The sequence below is a fragment of the Streptomyces sp. RK9 genome (genome assembly GCF_045070545.1).
In the GTDB taxonomy this organism is placed as follows: Bacteria; Actinomycetota; Actinomycetes; order Streptomycetales; family Streptomycetaceae; genus Streptomyces; species Streptomyces alboflavus.
Genome location: NZ_CP173703.1, coordinates 2440712 through 2460086 on the forward strand (window position 1 = coordinate 2440712; position 19375 = coordinate 2460086).

Consider the following 19375-nt stretch of genomic DNA (forward strand, 5'->3'; position numbering starts at 1 on the left):
CACTCGATAATTCGGGCCATTCATGGCAAATCACTCATCCGTCCGCCCCTCAGATCGCAGAGGTGCCCCCATGACGCCCGAAGAGCTCGCCACCACGGTCGACGGACTGATGGACGGCCTGCGCGCCGACCTCGTCCGGCTCGCCGAGATCCCCTCCATCGCCTTCCCCGGGTTCCCGGACGGACCGGTCCAGGAAGCGCACGACCTGGTCGCGGAGCTGCTGCGCGACGCCGGTGTGCCGCACGTCGAGCGCCTCGACCTGCCGGACACCGCGCCGGTCGTCTACGGCGAGATCCCGCCACCGGATCCCGGCGCCCCGACCGTGCTGCTCTACGGGCACTACGACGTCCAGCCGCCCGGCGACGAGAAGCTGTGGCGGTCGCCGCCCTTCGAGCCGACACCCATCGAGGGAGACGGAGGCGGAGACGGCGGTGGGCTGCGGGCGCGCGGCATCGCCGACGACAAGTCCAACGTCATCGCGCACATCGGGATGCTCCGGGCCTACGGCGGCCGCCCGCCCGTCGGCGTCAAGATCGTCGTCGAGGGCCAGGAGGAGTACGGCAGCGCCTTCGACGGCTATCCGCCCACCGACCCCGACCGCTTCGCCTGCGACGCCATGGTCATCGCCGACCTCGGCAACCTCCGCCCCGGCACCCCCACCCTCACCACCGGCCTGCGCGGCGCCGCCGAGGTCGTCGTCGAGGTGCGCACCCTGGACGAGCCGCGGCACAGCGGCGAGTTCGGCGGCGCCGCCCCCGACGCGCTGCTCGTGCTGCTCAAGGCCCTCGCCACGCTGCACGACGTGCACGGGGACGTCGCCGTCGAGGGGCTGCGGCGGGAGGAGTGGGCCGGGACCTCGTACACCGAAGAGGAGTTCCGGTCGCTCGCCGGGGTGCGCGAGGGGATGCCGCTCATCGGCAGCGGCGGGCTCGGCGAGCGGCTGTGGAGCGGGCCCGCGATCACCGTGATCGGCCTGGACGCACCGGGCGTCGAGCACGCGGCGTCCGCGGTCGTGCCGTACGCCCGCGCCAAGCTCAACCTGCGCTTCCACCCCCGGCAGGACCCGGTCGAGGCGCGCGGGCGCCTCGTCGACCATCTGCGCTCGCTGCGCCCCTTCGGCGTCCCGCTGACCGTCACCCCCGGCGACACCGGCCCCGGCTACGAGGCCGAGACCGGCGGCCCCGCCTACCGCGCCGCGCTCACCGCCCTGAAGGAGGCCTGGGGCAAGGAGGCCGCGTACGTGGCGACCGGCGGGTCCATCCCTCTCGTCAACGGGCTCGCGCAGGCGGCACCCGGCGCCGAGGTGCTGCTCTTCGGCGCGCAGGACAGCATGTGCAACCTGCACGCCCCCAACGAGCGCGTGCTGCTCTCGGAGCTGCGCGACACGGTGGTCGCGATGGGCGCGTTCGTACGGGAGTACGCGGCCGCCGCCCGCGGCGGCGACGGGAGCCGCGCGTGAGCACCACCACGACCGAGCCGGGCACCGAGGAGCCCGCGCCCAAGAGCAGGTTCACCTTCCCCAGCGCCCTCACCGTGCTCGCGATCGTCACCGTCGCCGTGTGGCTGCTGGCCTTCCTGGTGCCGCCGGGCGCCTACGACCGCAACGACAAGGGCGCGCCCGTCCAGGGCAGTTACCACCGCGTCCCCGACGACCAGTCCTTCGTCGACCGCCTCAACGACCTCTTCCTCGCCCCCGTCAACGGCCTGTACGGCGTGCAGGACACCGAGTCGGGTCAGGTCGGCCCGGACCTCACCGGTGAGCTGTACGGCAGCGCGGGCGTCTTCCTCTTCGTCCTCGCCATCGGCGCGTTCATCACCGTCGTGTTCGCCACCGGCGCCCTCGACCGTGGCATCGGACGGCTCGCCCACAAGCTGCGCGAACGCGGCGCCATGCTCATCGCGGGCGTCATGGTGGTCTTCTCCGTCCTCGGCACCGTGGAGGGCTTCGCCGAGGAGACCCTTGGCTTCTACGGCCTGATCGTGCCGCTGATGCTCGCCCTCGGCTACGACCGGATGACCGCCGTCGGCGCCATCATCCTGGGCGCGGGCATCGGCGTCCTCTGCTCGACCGTCAACCCCTTCGCCACCGGCGTCGCCTCGTCCGCGGCGGACATCTCGCTCGGCGACGGCATCGTCCTGCGGTTCGCGATGTGGCTGGTGCTCACGGGCGTCACGGTCGCGTACGTCATCCGGTACGCCCGGCGCGTACAGAAGGACCCCGAGCGGTCCCTGAGCGGGTTCCTGCCGGGCGACCGGGACGGCGCCGCCGCCGAGCGGTCGGGGGAGGTGCCCGAGCTGACGCGGCTGCACAAGGCCATCCTGGTCGCGGTCGCCCTGGTCTTCGCGTTCATGATCTTCTCGGTGGTGCCGTGGTCCAGCGCCCTGACGGGCGACGCGGACGCCGAGCCGTACGGCTTCGAACTCGGCTGGTCCTTCCCGCAGTTGGCCGCCCTGTTCCTGTGCGCGGCGGTTCTCGTGGGCCTGGTCGCGCGGATGGGCGAGCAGAGGCTCAGCTCCACCGTCATCCAGGGCGCGGCGGACTTCATCTCGCCCGCGCTCGTCATCGTGCTCGCGCGCGGCGTCACGGTCATCATGAACAACTCGCGGATCACCGACACCGTGCTGCACTCGATCGAGGGCGTCGTGAAGGGCACGTCGTCGGCGCTCTTCGCCATCATCGTCTTCCTCGTCAACCTGCCGCTGGCCTTCCTCATCCCCTCCACCTCCGGGCACGCCACCCTCGCCATGCCGATCCTCGCGCCCCTCGCCGACTTCGCCGGCGTCTCCCGGTCCGTCGTCGTCACCGCCTGGGCCGCTGCCAGCGGCTGGATGAACCTGTGGGTGCCGACGACCGCCGTCACCATCGGCGGGGTCGCCCTCGCCAAGGTCGGCTACGACAAGTACCTGCGGTTCGTATGGCCGCTGCTCGCCATCCTGTTCGTCCTCATCTGTGGCTTCGTGGCCGTCGGCGCGGCGCTCACCTGAGGGCGGCTACCGTGCCGGGATGAGTCTTTACCCGGAGATCGAGCCCTACGACCACGGCATGCTCGACGTAGGCGACGGCAACCGCGTGTACTGGGAGGTCTGCGGCAACCCGCTCGGCAAGCCCGCCGTGCTCCTGCACGGCGGGCCCGGGTCCGGCTGCACCCCCGGATTCCGGCGCTACTTCGACCCCGACGCCTACCGCATCGTGCTGCTCGACCAGCGCGGCAGCGGGCGCTCCACGCCGCACGCGAGCGACCCCGCCACCGACATGGGCGTCAACACCACCAAGCACCTGCTCGCCGACCTCGAACTCCTGCGGCGGCACCTGCGCGTCGAGCGGTGGCTCGTCTGGGGTGTCTCCTGGGGGTCGGTGCTCGGCCTCCGCTACGCCCAGACCTACCCGGACCGGGTGTCCGAGCTCGTCCTCACCGGGCTCGCCACCGGGAGCCAGGCCGAGGTCGACCTGCTCACCCGGGGGCTCGGGCGGGTGTTCCCCGAGGCGTGGGCGGCCTTCCGGGACGGGGTGCCGGAGGCCGACCGGGACGGGGATCTCGCCGAGGCCTACCTGCGGTTGCTGTCCTCCGGGGACGCGGAGGTGCGGGCTCGGGCCGCGCGGGCCTGGACCGACTGGGAGACCGCCATCGCCATGGCCGCGCCGCGGTCCGTCGCCCGCTACGAGGACCCGGTGTTCCGGGCCGGGTTCGCCCGGACCGTCACCCACTACTTCGCCAACGGGCACTGGTTGGGGGAGGACGGGGTGGTGCTGCGGGACGCGGGGGCGTTGCGGGGGATTCCGGGGGTGGTGGTGCAGGGGAGTCTTGACTTCGGGAATCTGGTGGGCGTGCCGTGGCGCTTGCAGCTGGGCTGGGGGGACGGGGAGTTGGTCGTCGTGGGGGATGTGGGGCATGACGCGGGGGCCGAGGGGATTGCCTCTGCGGTGGTTCGGGCTACGGACGGGTTCCGGTAGTCCCTCGCGGTGCGCCCCGGTCCCGCCCCTTCTCCGATCCCGGGGCTTCGCCCCTGGACCCCGTAGGCAGGCGTCCCGTGGCGGGTGGGACAGTCCTCCCTCGAATCGGCGCTCCGCGCCTCGTCCTCAATCGCCGGACGGGCTGAAATACAGCCGGGGTGGGCCGGAAGGTGCTGCGAGGCGGGCTGAAAGGTGCCGCGGGGTGGGGTGGAGAGGTGCTGCGGCGTGAGGCCGTTTCGGGGCTGAAGGTGCCGGGCTGTTGTTCGGCCGAAGTACTGGTGGGGGCGGGGTGGGTGGGAGAGAGCCTGTCCGGCGTTTGAGGACGAGGCGCGAAGCGCCGTATCGGGGGTGGCCGCCGTCGGGGTGAATTTTTGGGGTGGGGGGCAGGTCGGGGGGAATGATGGGCACGTTCTGCGCAATGTGCCGGGAGAGCGCCGGCGCCTGGCGAGTGGAGCGGCCTGTGGTGCGAGGGAGGCTGGCGCGGGGGGTTGTCAGCGGTGCCGCTCTGGTGGGGCTCGCCCTGTCCGGGGGCGTGGGGGCTGCCGCGGACGCCGGTCGCGCACCGGGGGACGTGGAGTTCTGGGTGAACCCGGACACCTCGGCCGCCCGACAGGTGGTCGAGTGGCAGAAGCGGGGACGGCTCGCCGACGCCTGGTTCATGGGCCGCATCGCCACCCGCGCCCAGGCCGAGTGGCTGTACGAGGACACCGTGGCGAGCGCGGACGGCACGGGCGGCACCCGGGACGTGGTGCGGGGGTACGTCGAGAAGGCCGCAGCGGCCGGGCGTACCGCCGTGCTGGTCGCCTACTTCGTGCCGCACCGCGACTGCGGCGACTACTCGGCGGGCGGCGCCCGCGACGCCGCGCACTACCGCGCGTGGATCGACGCCTTCGCCGACGGCATCGGCACGCACACCGCGTACGTCATCGTCGAACCGGACGCCGTGGCCCAGGAAGTCGCAGGCTGCGAGGGCGCCGATGCCACCGAGCGGTACGCGCTGCTCGCCCACGCCGTCGCCCGGCTCAAGCAGCAGCCCGGCGCCAAGGTCTACCTCGACGCGGGCAACGCGAGCTGGATCCCCCAGGAGAGCCGCCTCGTCGAACCGCTCCGCCAGGCCGGTGTCGACCGGGCCGACGGCTTCGCGCTGAACGTCTCCAACTACCGCACCACCGAGGAGAGCACGGCCTACGGCCACCGCATCGCCCGCGCCCTCGGCGGCGGCAAGCACTTCGTCGTCGACACCAGCCGCAACGGCAACGGGCCCTACACAGGCGCCGACAAGGCCTGGTGCAACCCGCCGGGACGCGCCCTCGGCACCCCGCCCACCACCCGCACCGGCGACCCCGCCGTCGACGCCTACCTGTGGATCAAGCGGCCGGGAGAGTCGGACGGCACCTGCCGGGGCGGGCCCGCCGCCGGGACGTGGTGGCCGGAGTACGCCCTAGGCCTCGCCGTCCGGGCACGCGGCACGCACCTGGTGAGCCTGGCGCCACCAGGCCTCCCCGGCGACACCGGCGACACCGGGGACACCAGTGATGCCGATGTCGCCGGTGCGCGGGACGTTCCCCCTGCTCAGGGGCGCCAGACGTAGCGGACGTCCGGCTCCCGCTCCTCGTTGTCCGCGCCGTCCGTCCAGGCGTCCGCCGTGAAGCCGTGGCGTTCGTAGAAGCGGTGCGCGGGCTCGTTGACCTGGAAGGTGTGGAGGCAGAGGCCGGTGGGGGCCTGCTCCTTGGCCAGGGCGACGAAGCGGTCGCCGATGCCCCGGCCGCGCCACTCGGGCGCCAGGTACAGCTGGCTCAGGTCCGTCGGCGCGGGACCCTGTTCCGGTGCGGAGGCCGGGCTCGGTTCGGGGGCCTCCAGGACCATCATGCCCACGACCTCGCCCGCCGCCTCCGCGACCCAGGTGCCGCCGCGGCCCACCACCACGTACCGGAAGAAGTCCCGGACCTCGTCGTCGGAGTGGGCGCGGCGCACCGTCGGCAGCGCGGCGTCGTACGAGCGCAGGTACACGTCGGCCACGGCCCGCGCGTCCGCCTCGGTGGCGGGGCGCAGGGTGACGCTCGCGGCGGGGCGGCTCACGCGTCAGGACCGGCGGGCACGACGGCCGTGACGGTGATCTCCACCAGCTGGCCCGGATAGCCGAGGACGGTCACGCCGAGCAGCGTGGAGGTGTGCGGGCGTTCGCTGAGCAGCTCGGAGGCGCGGACCACGTCCCACACCCGCGACAGCGCCTCGGGCTCGTCCCCGACGACGTACACCGTGCTCGCCACCACCTGCGACAGGTCGCTGCCGACGGCGCGCAGGGCCTCGTCGAGATTGGCGATGACCTGGTGCGCCTGGCCGACCGGGTCGTCCTCGCCGATGAGGTTGCCGTCGGGGTCCAGGGGGACGGAACCGGCCATGAACGCCAGGCGCGTACCGGCTTCCACCACGGCCGCGTGGGCGTATCCGGGGGGCGGGAAGAGGCTGGGGACGACGGTTCGCTGGACAGAGGTGGCGGGTGTGGCGGGGCCGGTGGGTGCGGCGGGGGTGGAGTCGGAGGTCATGGGGGCATCGTGCGGTGTCGGGCGGGGTGGGCGCATCCGGATTTCGGGGCGCCCACCCCGGAGCCGGCGGGGCTCAGCGCACCCGCGCCGGTGAACTCCCGCCCGGCACCCGCAGCTCGGGCCTGCCCGTGCCGTCCGCCCGTGCCGTCCAGATGTCCTGCTTGCGGCCCTCGCGGCCCGGCAGCGCGTACGCCAGTGTGTCGTCGTCCAGCCACGCCGCCTGGTCGTCGACGCTGTGGCGTTCGGCGAGGGGGTGCTCGCGCAGGGTGCGCAGGTCGAGGACGTACAGGCGCCAGGGGTTCTTCGTGCCGCCGCGCACCCGCTTCTTGAAGGCGAGGCGGGTGTTGTCGGGGGAGAGGGACGGGCACTCCACGTTCTCGCGCAGGGCGCGGGCCGACCACTTCCGCATGTCGCCCCGCACCAGGTACGTCTTGCCCTTCGTCGAGACGGTGGCGTAGAAGCGGTTGTCGTCGCGGGCGAAGGTGACGCCCCAGTAGTTGACGTCGGGGGAGTGGTAGCGGCGGCCGTCGAGGGTGAGGGGGATCTCCTCCATGTTCTTGACCAGGTAGCCGGTGCGGGTGTCGAGGATCGAGGTGCGGGTGGAGAAGGACGAGTTGCCGCCCGCGTAGGAGTCGCCGGTGGTGAACATCGTCCACGACAGCATCCGGCCGGACGCCGAGACCCGCGCCCGGTTCGGGATGCCGGTGAGCGCCACGCGCCGCTTCTCGCGCAGCCGCTCGTCGAGGACCACGGCGTACGACTTCGGCGGGATGCCGGGACGGCGCAGCAGGCACAGGGCGGTGCCCCCGGCGGCGTAGAAGCGTTCGCAGGACGGGCCGTTGGGGGTGCGGGGGCCGGTGCCGGACGCGGGGAGGCGGGCGACGCGGCCCGCTCCCGACTGCGTCGAGCGGAAGTAGAGGTGGCCGGGGTCGAGGGCGAACTCCGAGCTGGAGGCGATGGGTTCGGCCCGGTGGACGGCGCGCACGGTGTACGTGACGGCCACGGCGGCGAGCAGGGCGGCGGCCGCCACGACGGAGACGACGCGCAGGCGGGTGGACGCCTCGGGCGGGGTGAGGGTCATGGGGTGCCTTCCGGGGGTGCGTGCGGCTCTTCGAGGGGTGATGCTTTCTCCGGCGTGACCTCCGTCGACCGCAGCAGCGCCGCCCCGCCCGCGAGCGCCACCGTCAGCGCGAGCGCCGCGCACGTCAGGGCCGCGCCGATGCCCCACAGGGTCCAGGCCGCGCCGAACCCCGCAGCCGCGAGCAGCCGGCTGAGCGCCTGGCCCGTCTGGAGCACCGCCATGCCGCTCGCCCGCCGTCCCTCCGGCAGGCACGGCGTGGCCAGGGCCATCAGGACGCCGTCGGTCGCCGCGTAGAACACGCCGAGCGCGAGCAGCACCCCGACGAGCAGCGTCCGGCCGCCGGTGGGCAGGAGCAGCAGGACGTACGCGACGAGCAGCGCGCCGTGCCCCGCGAGGAACGGGCCGCGCCGTCCGACGCGGTCGGCGAGCCGCCCCACCGGCACGGCGAGCAGCAGATACACCGCCGCCGTACCGAGCGGGAGCAGCGGGAACCAGCTCTCCGCGAAGTCCAGGCGCCGCTGGAGCAGCAGATAGAGGAAGGCGTCCCCGACGGTCGCCGCGCCGAGCAGCGCGGCGGCCGCGCAGATACGGCGGAAGGCGGGGACCCGCAGGAGCGTGAGTGCCTTGCGGGGGCGGGACGCCCGTGCCGCGGCGGGCGCGGCGGGCAGCGCCCCCCGGCCCGGCACGAACGCCACCAGGAGCAGCACCCCGAAGAGCCCGAAGCAGAAGCTGACGACGAACACCGCGTCGTACGCGTCCGCCGTCACCCACAGCAGCGCGAACGCCGCGAGCGGGCCGAGCAGCGCCCCCGTCGTGTCCATCGCCCGGTGCACGCCGAACGCCCGGCCGAGCCCGTCCGGCGGGCTGCTCAGCGAGATCAGCGCGTCCCGTGGCGCCGTCCGCACGCCCTTGCCGAGGCGGTCCGCGGCGATGGCCGCCCCGATCCCGGCCGTCGCACCGCCCGCGAGCAGCAGCCCGAGCCGGGACAGCGCGGACAGCAGATACCCGGAGCCCGCGACGAGCTTGTGCCGCCCGCCGCGGTCGGCCGCGTACCCGCCGAGGAGCCGTACGAACGCCGAGGCGCCGTTGTAGAGACCGTCGAGGAAACCGAACGCCAGCGGTGACAGGCCGAGGCCGAGGACGAAGTACAGCGGGAGGATCGCCGCGACCATCTCCGAGGAGATGTCGGTGACGAGGCTGACGGCGCCGAGTGCGAGGACGGGGCCGGTGACGCGCCCGCGCCCCTTGCGCCCCCTGCCCTGCGTGGCGTTGTCGCCCTCGCCCTTCTTCTTGTCCTTGGCCGTGGCGACCGCGTCCGTGGTGGCCAGATACATGTGCGCGACACCCCGGCCGGGTCAGCGGCAGTTGTAGGACGGGCTGGTGTCCTTCGTCGACCCGTCGGTGCCGATCAGCTTCCAGGAGAAGCCCGTGTCGGTGAAGTCGAGTTTCACGACGCCGTAGGTGTTGGTGATCCGCTTCTGGCTGTTGGGCTGGACCTCCTCGATCTTGTACGGGTTCGCTCCGCCCGTACCGGCGAGGATCTCCACGATGCCGCCCGAGTCGGCGGAGCCGTTCGCCTTCTGCGGCGCGAACCGCTCGTAGTGGTGGTCGTGGCCGCCGAGGACCAGCTCCGCCTTCGCCTCGTCGAGCAGCTTCCAGACCGGCTTGCCGACCGGGTTGTTGCCGTGCTCGCCGGAGGAGAACAGCGGGTGGTGCCAGTACGCGGCCACGCACTTCTTGGAGTTCGCGGCCAGGTCCTTCTTCAGCCACTCGATCTGCGCACTGCTGTCGAAGCTGTTGGAGTCGAGCGCGATGAAGTGCCAGTTGTCCTGGTCGAAGCTGTAGTAGCTCTTGCCGTTGGGGTAGGCGACCGACCCGAAGTAGGACTTGTAGCCCTTGAGCGGGCCCGCCGGGTCGTACGTCTCGTGGTTGCCGGGGACCGGCTTGGTCTTGTTCTTGAAGGCGCCCCAGGTGGTCGCGTAGTACTTCTGGAAGTCCTTCAGGCGGGCGTCGTCGTACTGGTTGTCGCCCATCGTCAGCACGAACTTCGGGTCCAGCCGCTGGACGAGCGCGGCCGTCTTGGGGTGCGCGCAGTCGCTGTCGCTCTTGGTGCACTGCTCGGCGATGTCGCCGACGGCCACGGCGGAGAAGGCCGCCCGGGGCGCCGCCGCGGCGTCGGCCTCGTCGGCCGGCGACCACAGGAGCACGCCGCCGACCGCGGCGAGGGCGGTGGCCGCGGCGGCCGGGGCGATCCAACGGGCCTTGGGTGTACGGGAGTTGGGAGTGGGGGTGGGGTCGGAGTTGGGGGTGGTGGTGGCTCGGGGGGTGAGCGGCATGTCCGTCTCCTGATCGCGTGGGGGGTGGCGCGTGGGGGTGCGGGAGATGCGTCTGGTGGTGCTGTCCCAGGAATGGTGGCGAGGGGGCATGTGCGCGTCAAGATTGCTGACCAATAATTGTTAGGAAAGTTTCCTTCCGGTGGTGTGGGGGCGGTGCGGGGTGCGTGGGCGAGGCGCGTGGGCGGGCGTGGCGGAGGCCGCGTGGGAGGGCGCGGTGCCGGGGTGGGGTGCGGGGTCGCCTTAGGGTGGCGGTGGGAGCTGGGTGGTGTGTGAGTCGTGGGTGAGGTGGGTGTGCGGTGGTGGCGGTGACGGGTGGGGGTGCCGGGGGCGCTGGGGTTGCCTCTGACGGCATTCGCCGCGCCGTCGCCGAGGGGGCCGTCGTCGGCGGTCCGGTCGCCGAGGGGGTCGACGTCGCGGCTCTCGTCCGCACCTGCGCCGCTGTCTTCCTGCCCGCCGAGGTGCCCCGTGACGGGGTGCTCGCGTGGTGGCGGCCGGACGGCGGGGAACTGCCCGAGGTGCCTGGTGCGGGAGGCGCGGGGACCTGGGGGCGGGGGGAGCTGACCGTCGTACGCCGTCATGGCGCCGGGGTGCGCAGGCGGGTCGTGCCCGCGCTGTTCGCGCCGGTGGGGGAGGGGGTGGGGGTGTTGCTGGGGGGTGCCGAGGGCGGGGCGGGGGGGGGGGCGGCCCACGCTCCTGCCCGCACCCGTGTCCGCGCCGACGCCCACGGCCGTCACGCCGCCTCCGCGCACCCCGCCGCGCATCCCGCCGCCGCGTGCTGGGGTGCCGCCGCCCGGCACGCCCTGCACCTCGCCGCCCGGGGCAAGCTGCTGCCCGGCCTGACCGACGCCGACGTGGACGCCTGGCGGGCCGGGCCCCTCGCCGCCGAGGACGTCGCGCACCTGCGGGCCGTCGCCGCCGCCCTGCCCCCGGAAGCGCACGCCGTGCCCCTGCCCGGCACCCGGGGGCCGCTGCTGCTGCCCGAGCCGTACGCGCTGGTCAGGGCCTTCGTCGACGCCGTCGTCGACGTCCTGCCGCGCACCCCGGCCGCCGCGTACGCCGTCGGCGCGCCCTTCGCCGCCCGCGCCCCGCAGGCGCTGCCCAAGGCGCGCGAGTGGGCGGCGGAGGTGGCGGCCGGACAGGACGCGGGGGTGCGGGTGTCGCTGCGGGTGGATCTGCGGGCGCACGACCTGTTCGACGGGGAGGGCGAGGGTGCCGGGGTCGGGTCCGGTGCGGCTGGGGCGGGTGAGGGTGCCGGGGCCGGTGCGGCCTGGGCTGGGGGTGCCGGTGGGGCCGGGGGTGCCGGGGCCGGTGCGGGCGTGGTCGGGGCGGCCGGGGGCGTCGGGGCGGCTCACGGGGCCGGTGGCCGTGCCGGAGTCGCCGCCGGGGCCGCTGCCGCCGTGCTCCAGGTGCACAGCCTCGCCGACCCCACCCTCGTCGTCGACGCCGCGCGGCTCTGGGAGGGCGCCGAGCACTTCGGGCCGCGTGCCAAGGCCCAGACGCTGCTCGCGGTGCGCCGGGCCGCCCGCGTCTGGCCGCCGCTCGGGCGCCTCGTCGACCGGCCGCGCCCCGACGTGCTCCCGCTCACCGAGCCCGAGCTGTACGACCTCCTCGGCGCCACCGCGACCCGGCTCGGCGCGGCCGGGGTCGACGTGCACTGGCCGCGGGAGCTGTCGCGCGAGCTGACCGCGACGGCCGTGGTGCGGCCCGCGCCGGGCACCGCCGCCGACAACTTCGACTTCTTCAAGACCGAGCAACTCCTCGAATTCCGCTGGCAGTTGGCGCTCGGGCCGGACAAGGGCGGAGCCGAGGGCCCGGACGGCGCGGAGGGCGGATCCCCGCTCACCGAGGCCGAGATGGACGCGCTCGCCGAGGCCCACCGCCCCATCGTGCGGCTGCGCGACCAGTGGGTCCTCGTCGACCCCGACCTGGTCCGCAAGGCCCGCAAGCGCGACCTGGGCCTGCTCGACCCCGTCGACGCCCTCACGGTCGCGCTCACCGGCGCCGCCGACGTCGACGGCGTACGCGTCCCGGCCGTACCCGCCGGCGCCCTCGCCCACCTGCGCGAACGCCTCACCGGCGAACCGCACCCCGTCCCGCAGCCGCCCGCGCTCAAGGCCACCCTGCGCGACTACCAGCTCCGCGGCCTCGCCTGGCTCGACCGCATGACCGCCCTCGGCCTCGGCGGCTGCCTCGCCGACGACATGGGCCTCGGCAAGACCGTCACCCTCATCGCCCTGCACCTGCACCGGGCCCGCCCCGAGCCCACCCTCGTCGTCTGCCCCACCTCCCTGCTCGGCAACTGGCAGCGCGAGATCGAACGCTTCGCCCCGCACATCCCCGTACGCCGCTTCCACGGCGCGGGCCGCAGCCTCGACGCCGTACCCGAAGGCGCCATCGTCCTCACCACGTACGGCACGATGCGCACCAGCGTCGCCGAACTCGCCGCCCGCGACTGGGACCTGGTCGTCGCCGACGAGGCGCAGCACGTGAAGAACCCGCACGCGGCCACGGCCCGGGCGCTGCGCACCATCCCCGCGGCGGCGCGGGTCGCCCTCACCGGCACACCCGTCGAGAACAACCTCTCCGAGCTGTGGGCCCTCCTCGACTGGACCACTCCCGGGCTGCTCGGCCCGCTCAAGGCCTTCCGCGCCCGGCACGCACGGCTCGCCGAGACCGGCGGGTCCGCCGAGAGCGACGAGGCCGTGGCACGCCTCGCCCGTCTCGTACGCCCGTTCCTCCTCCGCCGTAAGAAGTCCGACCCGGGCATCGCCCCCGAACTGCCCCCGAAGACGGAGACCGACCACCCGGCGCCCCTCACCCGCGAACAGACCGCGCTCTACCAGGCGGTGGTCCGTGAGACGCTCGCCCGCATCGAGGCCGCCGACGGCATCGCCCGCCGCGGCCTGGTCATGAAGCTGCTCATGGCCCTCAAGCAGATCTGCAACCACCCCGCGCAGTACCTGAAGGACGGCGCCGCCGGCGCGGGGCGCTCCCGCTCCGGCAAGCTCGACCTGCTCGACGAACTCCTCGACACGATCCTGTCCGAGGACGCGTCGGTGCTCGTCTTCACCCAGTACGTGGAGATGGCCCGCCTCCTCGAGTCCCACCTCGGCGCGCGCGGCGTACCCACCCAACTCCTGCACGGCGGTACGCCGGTGGCCGCGCGCGAGACGATGGTGGACCGCTTCCAGGCGGGCGAGGTCCCCGTCTTCCTCCTCTCCCTCAAGGCGGCGGGCACCGGTCTGAACCTGACCCGCGCGAGCCATGTCGTGCACTACGACCGCTGGTGGAACCCCGCCGTCGAGGACCAGGCCACCGACCGCGCGTACCGCATCGGGCAGACCCAGCCCGTCCAGGTCCACCGCCTCATCACCGAGGGCACGGTCGAGGACCGCGTCGCCGAACTCCTCGCCGCCAAGCAGGCCCTGGCGGACGCGGTGCTCGGCGACGGCGGCGAGGCGGCCCTCACGGAGCTGTCGGACGCGGAGCTGTCGGACCTCGTGGCGCTGCGGAGGGTGCGATGAGCTCCGCTCCGGGCGACGGCGCGCGCTCCCCGATGTTCCCCGGCGTCGGCGGCGGTGCCCGCTCCCGTGTCTTCCCCGCCCTCCCGCCCCGCACCGACCCCGACGCCCCCTTCGCCTCGACGTGGTGGGGCAACGCGTGGATCGCCGCCCTGGAGGACTCGGCCCTCGACCCGGCCCGCCTGGCGCGCGGCCGTGCGTACGCCCGCGAGGGCCACGTCGACACGATCACCGTCGAGCCGGGCCGCATCCGCGCGTACGTCCACGGCAGCCGCCCCCGCCCCTACCGCGCCGAACTCCGCATGCGCACCCTCACCCCCGCCGACTGGGACCGCCTCCTCGACGCGGCCGTCGCCGACCCCGCCCACCTCACGGCCCTCCTCACCCGCGACATGCCCCAGGCCCTCGCGACCACCGCCGACCACACCGGCGTCCCCCTCCTCCCCGGCCACGGCGACCTCGTCCCCACCTGCACCTGCCCCGACCGCGGCCACCCCTGCAAACACGCCGCGGCCCTCACCTACCAGACGGCCCGCATCCTGGACGCCGACCCGTTCGTCCTGCTCCTCGTACGGGGCGCCGAGGAGACGCGCGTACTGGACGAACTGGCGCGCCGCAACGCGCACTTCGCGGCGCGGGAGGCCGGGGCGCGGGCTGGGGTGGCCGTGCGGGGCGAGGTTTCGGCGCCGCCGGACGGGGAGGCGTCGGAGTACGGGGCGGCGTCCGACGACGGCTTCGGTCCGGTGGCCGGGGCGGGTGACGGCTTCGGTCGGGCGGCCGGGGTGGGGGGTGCCTTCGGTCCGGCCGCGGGGGTGGGTGACGGTTTCGGTCCGGTGGCCGGGGCGGGTGACGGCTTCGGTCGGGCGGCCGGGGTGGGGGATGCCTTCGGTCCGGCCGCGGGGGTGGGTGACGGTTTCGGTCCGGCCGCCGGGGCGGGGGACGCCTTGCGCGCGTCGACGTCCGGCCAGGGTGACGCCGCCCGGCCGTCGGACGCGGCGCGAAGGGCCATCCGGTCGGCTGCCCGGGCGGGGGAGGGGGTGCGTCCGGGAGCGGAAGGGGGCGACGGCGTTCGTCCAGCGGCTGTGGCAGGGGACGTTGCTCGCCCGGCCGGCCCGCCGGGGGACGTCGTCCGTCCGTCGGACGCGGTGCGGGCGGCTGTTCGGGGCGCCAGGGCGGGGGATGCCGTTCGCTCCCTGCCCGACGAGGGCGACGCCACTTCCTCGACGTCCGCAGCGGGTGGCGCCATCCGCCCGTCGGACGCCGCACGGAAGGCCGTCCGGGGCGCCACGGCGGGGAAAGCCCTTCGCCCGGTGGCCGACGACGCCGCCACCGACCCCACGACGCCCACGGCACCCGATGCCACCCGCCCGACGGCCGACGCGGCCAACCCCCTGCGCCCGAAAGCCACCCCCCGCCCCTCGGACGCCGCCCGCAACGCCATCCGCCGACCCCCCACCCCCACCCCGGCCCGCCAGCAGCAGGACAACCGCCGCGCCCTCCAACACCCGGAGAACGCAAGCCTCTCCGAGCCGGGGAACCCGCTGCCCTCCGTGTCGAGGAGCCCGCTGCCCTCCAAGCCGACGAGCCCCCTCCCCGGCGACCCGACGGCCACCCCGCTCTCCCCGCCGCACGGCACCCCCGCACCGCGGAACACCTCCGCGCCGCAGGGCACTCCCGCACCGCGGAACACCCCCGCACCCCACCCCCAAGACCCCGCGACACCGCCCCCCACACCCCCGTCCCTCCCAGGCACCCCCGCCCGGGACGCCCTCACCAGCGACTACCGCCCCCCGCTCCCACCCCCCTTCCCCGTCCCGCCGCACCCCGGCGAGCCGCCCCTCCTGCCCGCCGTGCCGGGTGCGCCCGATCCCACGGCGCTGGAGTTCCTCGCGACGGACGCGGTGGCGCGGGCGCACGCGTACCTGCGGTGGGGAGAGTCCCCGTTCGCGGCCGACGCGTGGCTCGACGCGGTGCGGCTCGCCGCGTCCCACCCGGGGCTGACGGGCCGCCGCACCTTCAGCAGGCAATTCGCCGAGCTGGCCGCGTCGGTGGGCCGCACGCCCGCCGACCTGTCCCGCGCGGCGGCGGCCTGGCGGCAGGGCGGAGAGGAGGGCCTGACGGTCCTGGAGTCCCCCTGGGACCCACCGGCGGGCCCGTTCGACCGGGCCAGGGGCGCCCTCGCCGCGGCGGGCCTGCCCCGCATGACGATCCAGCAGAACCACCTCACGGACCCGACCGGCGCCCACCAGATCCGCTACGGCCACGACGGCCGCTGGTACCCCTACCGCGCCGAGCCCCACACCGGCCCGGCCGACTGGTGGCCGGACGGCGCCGCCGACGAGGACCCGGTGGGCGCCCTCACGAGTCTGCTCGGCCCCTGACGCGCGCGGCCGCTACCGTGGACTCCCCAGCGGCAGCAGCAGCGACGAAGGAGACCCCGTGGACGCAGAGTTGACCGCCCTCGCGGCGGCCGGAGCCACGGCTCTCGTGCAGTCGATGGTGGGGGACGGGTGGACGCACGCGCGGGAGCGGGTCGTCGGGTTCTTCACGCGGCGGCGCGCGGACAACGGAGACAACGCGGCCGGTGCGGCCGTCGCAGGTGAACTCGACGAGGCGCGCGAGGAGTTGGTTGCCGCGCGGGACGCGGAGGACGCGGACACGGCCGCCGATGTGCAGGCCGAGTGGCGGAACCGGATGCGGCGGGCGCTGCGGGACGACCCCGAGGCAGCCGCCGAACTGCGGGTGCTGCTGGACGAGTTGGCGCCCGACGGGGCCGAGGAGGGGCGGGGTGGGAGCGTGCGCAACAGCATCAGCGGTGGCGTACAGCACGGGCACGTCATCCAGGCCCACACCGTGGGCGACGTCACGCTGAGCTAGGCGGAGCCGACGCGCGCGCCAGGAGGCCGCGCGCGTCAGATCTCCACGTGCCTCAGACCTTCATGCTCCTCAGAAGTCCACCCGCGCCCGGTCGTCCAACCGCCCCACCGAGTCCTGCTTGAACTTCTTCTCGTAGTCGGAGCGGATCTCCTCGATGAGGACGTCCCGCTTCTTCGCCTCGGCGGTGGGGTAGAGCAGGATCAGTTCGTACGAGCGCTCCCGCTCGATCTTGCCGTTGCTGTCCTTCCACTGGCCGCGGCCCTGCTGGATGGTCAGGCCGTCGGAGAAGCCCGGCGTGACCTCGGTGTCGATGAACTTCATGAACTGCTTGTCCGTCACGGCGGGGCCGCCGTCGGGGCGTTCGGTGCCGAAGAACAGGCGGGTCTCGACGTAGGGCTCGCCGCGCGACGCCGTGGCCTGCGTGCGGGGTGCGGTGTCCTCGGAGTCCAGGGCCGCGTACGCCGTCGGCGCGCCGATCGCGAGGACCGCCGCCGTGGCGGCCAGGGCGATGCGCGGGCCGGTGAGCGTGAGGGTGAGGGCCATGGGGCCGCCTTTCGTGCGGGCGCGCGGCCGCGCGGGCCGGGCGACGGGAAGGGGTGCCGACGGCCGGGTGCGGAGCGGCGCCGACGGGCGTACACAGTAGAGGACCCTGGCCTCGTGGACGTGTCGGCGCACGGGGGCTGTCCGTAAGTCGCCGTCTTCCGTCCCGCCACCCTCATCCCTTACCTTTCCCAGGACTTGACGGGTGTGGCGGAGGGGACGACGGTGCGGGCAGTGATGGGGCGTGCGGAGGGTGTGGAAGGTGCGGGACGTGAGGAAGGGGCGGTAGGTGCGCCACGTGCGGCACGTGCGCTGCGTGCGGTGAGGGTGGGGGCGCGGCGCGGGTGGGGCACAGCCCTCGGGCTCGCCCTCGTCGGCGCCCTCACCGCCGCCCCGTCCGCCCTCGCCGACAGCGGCCCCGCCTCCGCGCCCGCCGCCCAGGCACCGTACGCCGCCACCACCGGCGTCGGTGTCCACAACGCGTACGAGAAGTCCAAGTACCCCTACTTCGCCGACGCCCTCGACTCCGGCGCGGGCATGCTCGAACTCGACGTGTGGACCAACGTCTTCGGCGGCGGCTGGCGCGTCTCGCACAGCAACCCCGTCGGCAACGACAACAACTGCGAGAACGCGCAACGGCCCGAGGAGCTGCGCACCAAGGCCCGCAACCAGCGCCTCGACGGCTGCCTCTCCGACATGAAGGCCTGGCACGACGCCCACCCGGGCCACCGGCCCGTCCTCGTGAAGGTCGAGCTGAAGGACGGCTTCCAGGCGAAGAACGGCCGCGGCCCCGCCGAACTCGACGCCCTGCTCCGCAGCAAGCTCGGCGACGCCCTCTACCGCCCCGGCCAACTCGCCGAGGGCAGCGCGAACCTCGACGAGGCCGTGCAGAAGAAGGGCTGGCCCGACCGGCCCGACCTCGCGGGCAAGTTCATCGTCGAGCTGATCCCCGGCACCGTCGAGCAGAACAACCCCGCCGACAAGCTGTGGACCGACCGCGAGTACGCCACGCACCTGCGCGACCTCGCCGCCGCCGGCCGCCTCGCGGACGCCGGCGCCTTCCCCGCCGTGCTCGGCGCCGCGTCCGGCGACCCCCGCACCCGCTACCAGGACGCCTCGATCCGGCCGTGGTTCGTGCTGTTCGACGGGGACGCGTCGGTGTACGCGGGCGGGTCCGTCGACACCAAGTGGTACGCCGACCGGCGCTACCTCGTCGTCATGTCCGACGCCCACAACGTGCCGCCCGCCATCAGCGCCACCCACCCGACCGAGGCCCAGGCCCGCGACCGCGTCGCCCTCCTCGCGGGACGGCACGCCAGCATCGTGTCGTCCGACTGGTATCCGCTGCCGGGGGTCCTTTCGACGGTGCTGCCGCGCGGGTAGCCGCCGCCCGGCGGGGCCGTCAGGGCTGGAAGCGTATCCACACCGGCGCGTGGTCCGACCCGGGCGCGTCCCTGCGCGCCTGCGGATCCGCCCCCACCGACGGCAGGTCGAGCCCCGCCGCCGCGTCCGGAAGCCCCGTGCCCGCCTCGCCGTCGGCCGTCACCCGGCCGGTGAGGCGGTGGCTCATCAGGACGTGGTCGATGAGTTCGCGGCGGCCGAAGTTGACGCGGGAGAAGCGGCGTTCGGCCGGTATCAGCGGCGCCACGTTCCACAGCCGGGTCGCGTCGCCCTTGTCCGGCCTGCCGTGCCCCGGCGTGCCCAGCTCGGATCCGGGCGGGCCGAGCAGGATCTGGGTGGTGGCCGCCGCCACCTCGTCGTTGAGGTCGCCGAGCACCACCACGTCGCGGTCGAGTCCGGCCCCGCCGAGCAGCCGGTCGGCGAGCGCGCGCAGGGTCGCGGCCTCGGCGGTGCGGCGGTACAGGGCGTACGCACCGACGCGGGCCCGCTCGCCCTCGTCGCGCGGCTGGAACCGGCCGCCGGGGTACGTCAGGAGCTTGGACTTCAGATGACAGACCGCCGCGTCCACGGTCAGGGCCCGGGTGACGATCCGCACGGCGAACAGGCCACGCCCGGTCGTGGCGACCGGTGTGCCCGCGTCGTCGCCCTGCACGGGCCGCAGCTTCGCCGGGAACGCCTCCACGTCGGCGAGCACTTCCAGGTCGAGCCGGCTCAGGAACCCCACCCGGATGCCCCGGCTGTCCGCGTGCTCCGACACCGCCGTGCGCCAGTGGCCGTCGAGCATCCCGGCCAGGTCGGCGAGCGCCGCCGGGTCGCCGACCTCCTGCACGCCGAGCAGGCTCGGCCGCAGCGCGCGCACCGTCTCCGCGAGCGCGCTCAGCTTCGCCTCGTACGCCGCCTTGTCGCGAGGCCCGAACTCGCCGCCGGGCCGGTAGAGGTTCTCCAGGTTCCAGGTGCCGAGGAGCATGCCGGGCTCCTTCTCGGCGTCGTGGCGGGAGCGTCCCCCGGACGGGGGCGGGCGCTCGCGCGGGCGCCGTCGTGAGGTCTTCCCGCGGGCCCGGGGGCGGCGGGAAGGCCGCCACCGCGGCGGGCGGCTGACGCCAGAGTGCTCCCGAAACGCC

15 protein-coding genes are annotated in these 19375 nt (G+C 74.6%); 8 read left to right on the forward strand and 7 right to left on the reverse strand.

Annotated features, from left to right (window positions below):
* Positions 1–70: 70 nt before the first annotated feature.
* From AB6L24_RS09780 to AB6L24_RS09795, 4 genes are all read left to right on the forward strand, one after another.
* The gene (locus AB6L24_RS09780; protein ID WP_405654238.1) at positions 71–1459 is read left to right on the forward strand and encodes a M20/M25/M40 family metallo-hydrolase; all 1389 of its coding nucleotides are present in this window, start codon (positions 71–73) and stop codon (positions 1457–1459) included.
* Positions 1456–2985 (forward strand): YfcC family protein, encoded by a 1530-nt coding sequence (locus AB6L24_RS09785; protein ID WP_405654241.1) that lies wholly within the window; start codon positions 1456–1458, stop codon positions 2983–2985. Before AB6L24_RS09780 ends, AB6L24_RS09785 begins: the two co-directional genes overlap by 4 nt.
* A gap of 19 nt (positions 2986–3004) precedes the next feature.
* Entirely contained in the window at positions 3005–3952 is a 948-nt protein-coding gene (pip, locus tag AB6L24_RS09790; protein WP_405654243.1) for a prolyl aminopeptidase, read from the forward strand.
* Positions 3953–4460: 508 nt separating this feature from the next.
* Positions 4461–5543: a glycoside hydrolase family 6 protein gene (locus AB6L24_RS09795; protein ID WP_405654248.1), complete on the forward strand. Its 1083-nt coding sequence runs from the start codon at positions 4461–4463 to the stop codon at positions 5541–5543.
* On the opposite strand, the gene AB6L24_RS09800 is transcribed toward AB6L24_RS09795, so the two are convergent.
* The 5 genes from AB6L24_RS09800 to AB6L24_RS09820 form a co-directional block, all read right to left on the reverse strand.
* Positions 5525–6031, reverse strand: coding sequence for a GNAT family N-acetyltransferase (locus AB6L24_RS09800; RefSeq protein WP_405654251.1), 507 nt, complete (start codon positions 6029–6031; stop codon positions 5525–5527). The two genes, AB6L24_RS09795 and AB6L24_RS09800, sit on opposite strands and share 19 nt — an antisense overlap.
* On the reverse strand, positions 6028–6498 hold the full coding sequence (locus tag AB6L24_RS09805) for a RidA family protein (protein ID WP_405654253.1): 471 nt from the start codon (positions 6496–6498) through the stop codon (positions 6028–6030). The genes AB6L24_RS09800 and AB6L24_RS09805 overlap by 4 nt, the downstream gene beginning before the upstream one ends.
* A 73-nt stretch (positions 6499–6571) precedes the next feature.
* The gene (locus AB6L24_RS09810) at positions 6572–7579 is read right to left on the reverse strand and encodes a TolB family protein (RefSeq protein WP_405654255.1); all 1008 of its coding nucleotides are present in this window, start codon (positions 7577–7579) and stop codon (positions 6572–6574) included.
* Positions 7576–8913, reverse strand: coding sequence for an MFS transporter (locus AB6L24_RS09815; protein WP_405654257.1), 1338 nt, complete (start codon positions 8911–8913; stop codon positions 7576–7578). The genes AB6L24_RS09810 and AB6L24_RS09815 overlap by 4 nt, the downstream gene beginning before the upstream one ends.
* A 21-nt stretch (positions 8914–8934) precedes the next feature.
* Positions 8935–9915 carry a metallophosphoesterase family protein gene (locus AB6L24_RS09820; RefSeq protein ID WP_405654259.1) on the reverse strand — a complete coding sequence of 327 codons (981 nt, stop codon included), beginning with the start codon at positions 9913–9915 and terminating at the stop codon, positions 8935–8937.
* A gap of 305 nt (positions 9916–10220) precedes the next feature.
* Between AB6L24_RS09820 and AB6L24_RS09825 the strand changes: the two genes are divergently transcribed.
* Genes AB6L24_RS09825 through AB6L24_RS09835 form a run of 3 tightly spaced genes read left to right on the forward strand, consistent with a single transcriptional unit; the run spans position 10221 to position 16313 of the window.
* Positions 10221–13439, forward strand: coding sequence for a DEAD/DEAH box helicase (locus AB6L24_RS09825; RefSeq protein ID WP_405657112.1), 3219 nt, complete (start codon positions 10221–10223; stop codon positions 13437–13439).
* Positions 13436–15817: an SWIM zinc finger family protein gene (locus AB6L24_RS09830; protein WP_405654261.1), complete on the forward strand. Its 2382-nt coding sequence runs from the start codon at positions 13436–13438 to the stop codon at positions 15815–15817. Before AB6L24_RS09825 ends, AB6L24_RS09830 begins: the two co-directional genes overlap by 4 nt.
* A 58-nt stretch (positions 15818–15875) precedes the next feature.
* Positions 15876–16313, forward strand: a complete 438-nt coding sequence (locus AB6L24_RS09835; RefSeq protein ID WP_405654263.1) for a hypothetical protein — start codon at positions 15876–15878, stop codon at positions 16311–16313.
* A 69-nt stretch (positions 16314–16382) separates the two neighbouring features.
* Here the strand turns inward: AB6L24_RS09835 and AB6L24_RS09840 are convergent, their stop codons facing one another.
* Entirely contained in the window at positions 16383–16856 is a 474-nt protein-coding gene (locus tag AB6L24_RS09840; RefSeq protein WP_405654265.1) for a DUF3574 domain-containing protein, read from the reverse strand.
* Between the two features lie 318 nt (positions 16857–17174).
* Here AB6L24_RS09840 and AB6L24_RS09845 point away from each other — a divergent pair, with 318 nt between their 5' ends.
* The gene (locus tag AB6L24_RS09845; RefSeq protein ID WP_405654267.1) at positions 17175–18236 is read left to right on the forward strand and encodes a phosphatidylinositol-specific phospholipase C domain-containing protein; all 1062 of its coding nucleotides are present in this window, start codon (positions 17175–17177) and stop codon (positions 18234–18236) included.
* 19 nt (positions 18237–18255) lie between these two features.
* On the opposite strand, the gene AB6L24_RS09850 is transcribed toward AB6L24_RS09845, so the two are convergent.
* Positions 18256–19221 carry an endonuclease/exonuclease/phosphatase family protein gene (locus tag AB6L24_RS09850; protein WP_405654269.1) on the reverse strand — a complete coding sequence of 322 codons (966 nt, stop codon included), beginning with the start codon at positions 19219–19221 and terminating at the stop codon, positions 18256–18258.
* Between the last annotated feature and the right edge of the window lie 154 nt (positions 19222–19375).

What these genes read in the sequence shown, in the direction of transcription:
- AB6L24_RS09780 (WP_405654238.1), top strand. Translation starts at nt 71, where the DNA reads ATGACGCCCGAAGAGCTCGCCACCACGGTCGACGGACTGATGGACGGC.
- pip (WP_405654243.1), top strand. Translation starts at nt 3,005, where the DNA reads ATGAGTCTTTACCCGGAGATCGAGCCCTACGACCACGGCATGCTCGAC.
- AB6L24_RS09805 (WP_405654253.1), bottom strand. Translation starts at nt 6,498, where the DNA reads ATGACCTCCGACTCCACCCCCGCCGCACCCACCGGCCCCGCCACACCC.
- AB6L24_RS09810 (WP_405654255.1), bottom strand. Translation starts at nt 7,579, where the DNA reads ATGACCCTCACCCCGCCCGAGGCGTCCACCCGCCTGCGCGTCGTCTCC.
- AB6L24_RS09815 (WP_405654257.1), bottom strand. Translation starts at nt 8,913, where the DNA reads ATGTATCTGGCCACCACGGACGCGGTCGCCACGGCCAAGGACAAGAAG.
- AB6L24_RS09820 (WP_405654259.1), bottom strand. Translation starts at nt 9,915, where the DNA reads ATGCCGCTCACCCCCCGAGCCACCACCACCCCCAACTCCGACCCCACC.
- AB6L24_RS09830 (WP_405654261.1), top strand. Translation starts at nt 13,436, where the DNA reads ATGAGCTCCGCTCCGGGCGACGGCGCGCGCTCCCCGATGTTCCCCGGC.
- AB6L24_RS09840 (WP_405654265.1), bottom strand. Translation starts at nt 16,856, where the DNA reads ATGGCCCTCACCCTCACGCTCACCGGCCCGCGCATCGCCCTGGCCGCC.
- AB6L24_RS09850 (WP_405654269.1), bottom strand. Translation starts at nt 19,221, where the DNA reads ATGCTCCTCGGCACCTGGAACCTGGAGAACCTCTACCGGCCCGGCGGC.